At 75.7% G+C, this 2,819-nt stretch carries 4 protein-coding genes; 2 read left to right on the top strand and 2 right to left on the bottom strand.

The annotated features are described in order from the left end of the window. Positions 1 to 13 precede the first annotated feature (13 nt). Together ACSNOB_RS31705 and ACSNOB_RS31710 are read right to left on the bottom strand one after the other, a co-directional pair. Positions 14 to 910: a carbohydrate kinase family protein gene (locus ACSNOB_RS31705; protein ID WP_436691092.1), complete on the bottom strand. Its 897-nt coding sequence runs from the start codon at positions 908 to 910 to the stop codon at positions 14 to 16. Continuing rightward, positions 907 to 1,836, bottom strand: a complete 930-nt coding sequence (locus ACSNOB_RS31710) for a pseudouridine-5'-phosphate glycosidase (protein WP_436691094.1) — start codon at positions 1,834 to 1,836, stop codon at positions 907 to 909. Before ACSNOB_RS31710 ends, ACSNOB_RS31705 begins: the two co-directional genes overlap by 4 nt. Before the next feature lie 86 nt (positions 1,837 to 1,922). On the opposite strand from ACSNOB_RS31710, the gene ACSNOB_RS31715 reads away from it, so the two are divergent. Then, a complete protein-coding gene (locus ACSNOB_RS31715; RefSeq protein ID WP_091096469.1) occupies positions 1,923 to 2,141 on the top strand; it encodes a DUF3039 domain-containing protein in 219 nt (72 codons plus the stop codon). 40 nt (positions 2,142 to 2,181) lie between these two features. Next, positions 2,182 to 2,819, top strand: a 638-nt coding sequence (locus ACSNOB_RS31720; RefSeq protein WP_436691097.1) for a trimeric intracellular cation channel family protein, incomplete at its 3' end; no start/stop codon positions are given.

Consider the following 2,819-nt stretch of genomic DNA (forward strand, 5'->3'; position numbering starts at 1 on the left):
GGGCGAGGGCGGGTCAGGAGTTGGGGCGGGCGCCTACCTGGGAGACCGCCAGGGCGCCGAGGTCGCCGGCCCGGGCCAGCGCCACCTCCGGGCCCGCGCCGTCGAGCCAGGCGGCCAGCAGCCCGGCCGCGAAGGCGTCCCCGGCCCCGGTGACGTCCACCACCGCCACCCGGCGGGCCGGCGCCACGGCGACCGTGGCGTCCCGGTCCACCCAGACCGCCCCCGCCGCCCCCTGTTTGACGACGATCCGCCGGGCGGAGGCCGACAGCGCGCGCCCCTGCGCCGCCGGGTCGAGCCCGCCCGCCAGCACCGTCGCCTCGTCGGCGTTGACCAGGAGCAGGTCGACCCCGCGTACCCAGGACAGGAAGGCCGCCGCGCCGACCCGCCGCAGCGGCGCCGCGGAGGCCGCGTCGACGCTGGTGGTGAGCCCGCGCTCGCGGGCGGCGGCCAGCGCGCGCAGCCCGGCCGGGCGGGACTCGGCGTCCAGCAGGGTGTACCCGGACAGGTGCAGGTGCCGCGCGTCCGGCGCGGCGGCCAGCGCCGCGTCGACGTCCGCCGGGACCAGCCGGAGGTTCGCGCCCCGCTCGGTGATCATCGTCCGTTCCCCGGCCGTGGCCAGCACGATGACCGTGCCGGTGGCGTGCTCCGGGTGCCGCGTCACCGCGCAGTCGACCCCGGCCCGCTCCAGCTCGGCGACCCGCTCCCGTCCCTGGCCGTCGTCGCCGACCGCGCCCACCAGCGTCACCGGCACGCCCTGGGCGGCCAGCCAGGCGGCGGTGTTGGCGGCCTGCCCGCCGCCGCTGAACCGGATCGCCGCCGGGGCGTCGGAGCCGGTGGCCATCGGCCCGGCCAGCACCGCCACCACGTCGGTGATCAGGTCGCCGACGACGAGGACGCGGCCTGCGGTCATGCGTCGGCGCGGCGGGCGGCCGCGGCGACCGCGATCCGGGCGGCGAGGTCGGCGTTGCGCAGGATGATCCGGACGTTCACCGCCAGGCTCGCCCCCTCGGTGGCCGAGTGGAAGTGGGCCAGCAGGTACGGGGTGACCGCCTTGCCGGTCACCCCGTCGCGCTCCAGCAGCGCCAAGCCGTCGGCGAGGGTCCGGTCGTGCAGCTGCGGGTCCAACTGCTCGTCGGTCGGCAGCGGGTTGGCCACGATCAGGCCGCCGTGGTGCACGCCGTGCTGCCGCCGGGCGGTGAGCACGTCCGCGACCTGCTCGGCCGAGTCCAGCGACCAGTCCAGGTCGAAGCCGCCGTCGGTGATGAAGAAGCCGGGGAACCGCCGGGTCCGGTAGCCGACCACGCCGACGCCGAGGGTCTCCAGCCGCTCCAGGGTGGCGCCCACGTCGAGGATCGACTTGACGCCGGCGCAGACCACCGCGATCGGCGTCCGGGCCAGGGTGACCAGGTCGGCCGACTCGTCGAAGGTCTGCGCGGCCTCCCGGTGCACCCCGCCGAGGCCGCCGGTGGCGAACACCCCGATCCCGGCGGCGGCGGCCACCGCGCTGGTCGCGGCCACGGTCGTGGCGCCGTCCGCGCCGGTCGCCGCCGCCACGGCGAGATCGCGTACGGAGAGCTTGGCGACCCCGTCGACGCTGGCGAGCCGGGTCAGCTCCGCGTCGTCGAGGCCCACCACGAGCCGGCCGCCGACCATGCCGATGGTCGCCGGGACCGCGCCCGCGTCCCGGACGGCCTGTTCGATCTCCCGGGCCACCCGCACGTTGTCCGGCCGGGGGAGGCCGTGCGAGACGATGGTGCTCTCCAGGGCGACGACGGGGCGCCCGTCGCGCAGGGCGTCGGCCACCTCGGTGCCGTAGTGGATGTGAAAGTCAGTCACGTCACCACCGTACGGCCCCGGCTGTGCCGGCCTGAAGTGGACCGGGCAGCGGTGACCTGCCAAACTTGACGGTTGGAGGTGCAGAAGTGAGCACACAGGTTCTCGAGCGTCCGGAGCTGAAGGACGCCGACACCGGTCCCGAGATGTTCCACTACGTGCGCAAGGAGAAGATCGCCGAGAGTGCCGTCATGGGCACCTTCGTCGTCGCGCTCTGTGGGGAGACGTTCCCGGTGACCAAGGCCGCAAAGCCCGGCTCGCCGGTCTGCCCGAAGTGCAAGGAGATCTACGACTCGTACGCCGAGTGAACCCGGACGGCCGTTCCGGCCGCCCACGTAACCTTCGGCGGTGACCACCTCCACCGCCCTGCTCTTCGCCGACCTCACCGGGGTGGCGGTCTTCGCCGCCTCCGGGGCCTCCGCGGCGGTGGCCAAACGGCTCGACCTCTTCGGCGTCGTCTTCGTCGGATTCGTCGCCGCGCTCGGCGGCGGGATCCTCCGGGACCTGGCGATCGACGAGGTGCCACCGCTGGCCTTCGCCGACTGGCGGTACGCCGCCACGGCCGCCGTCACCGCCGCCGCCGTCTTCTGGCTGCACCCCCAGCTCGCCAAGCTGCGCACCACCGTGCTGGTGCTGGACGCGGCCGGGCTGGGGCTGTTCACGGTCACCGGCACGCTCAAGGCCCTCGACGCCCAGGTGCCGGCGGTGGGGGCGTGCGTGATCGGCATGCTCACCGCGATCGGCGGCGGCCTCGGCCGGGACCTGCTCACCGCCGAGATCCCGGTGGTGCTGCGGCGCGAGATCTACGCCGTCGCCGCGCTCGCCGGCTCGATTGCCGTCGCGCTGCTGGACGCGCTCGGGCACGCCAACGCCGCCTGGCTGACCGCGGCGGCGGTGCTCGTCTTCCTGCTCCGCCTCATCGCCCTGCGCCGGCGCTGGTCGGCCCCGGTGGCCACCCTGCGCCCCCCACGCACCCACACCCCCGG

The sequence above is a fragment of the Micromonospora sp. URMC 106 genome (assembly GCF_051386395.1).
Classification (GTDB): Bacteria; Actinomycetota; Actinomycetes; order Mycobacteriales; family Micromonosporaceae; genus Micromonospora.